The sequence below is a fragment of the Oleiphilus sp. HI0128 genome, assembly GCF_001635365.1.
In genome coordinates, this window is the sequence record NZ_LWGG01000560.1 from 1 (window position 1) to 285 (window position 285).

Annotated in this window: 1 protein-coding gene; it reads right to left on the reverse strand. The window is 44.2% G+C overall.

Annotated elements, in window-relative coordinates:
- On the reverse strand, positions 1-285 hold a 285-nt coding region (locus A3763_RS06635), incomplete at both ends, for a histidine kinase dimerization/phospho-acceptor domain-containing protein (RefSeq protein ID WP_304440800.1).

A 285-nucleotide genomic window follows, 5' to 3' on the forward strand; every position in this document is an offset into this window, starting at 1 on the left:
ACAACAATGACTCTAAAGACACCTGAATAGTTTGAGCATACTCACGCTGTTCATCTTCCAACTTCGATTCCAGCAATAACGAAGTGAAACCTAGCAACCCGTTCATTGGCGTTCGCAACTCATGGCTCATTTTTGCTAGAAACAAGCTTTTCGTCTCGCTGTTCTTGCGTGCTGCTTCTAACTCCTTCTGCGACAACGTTAAACGAGCCTCAGACTTATACAGACGCTCTTCCATCTCCTGCTTATACTCTAGAATCGATAACCACAGTTCAGAGACCTCAGTAT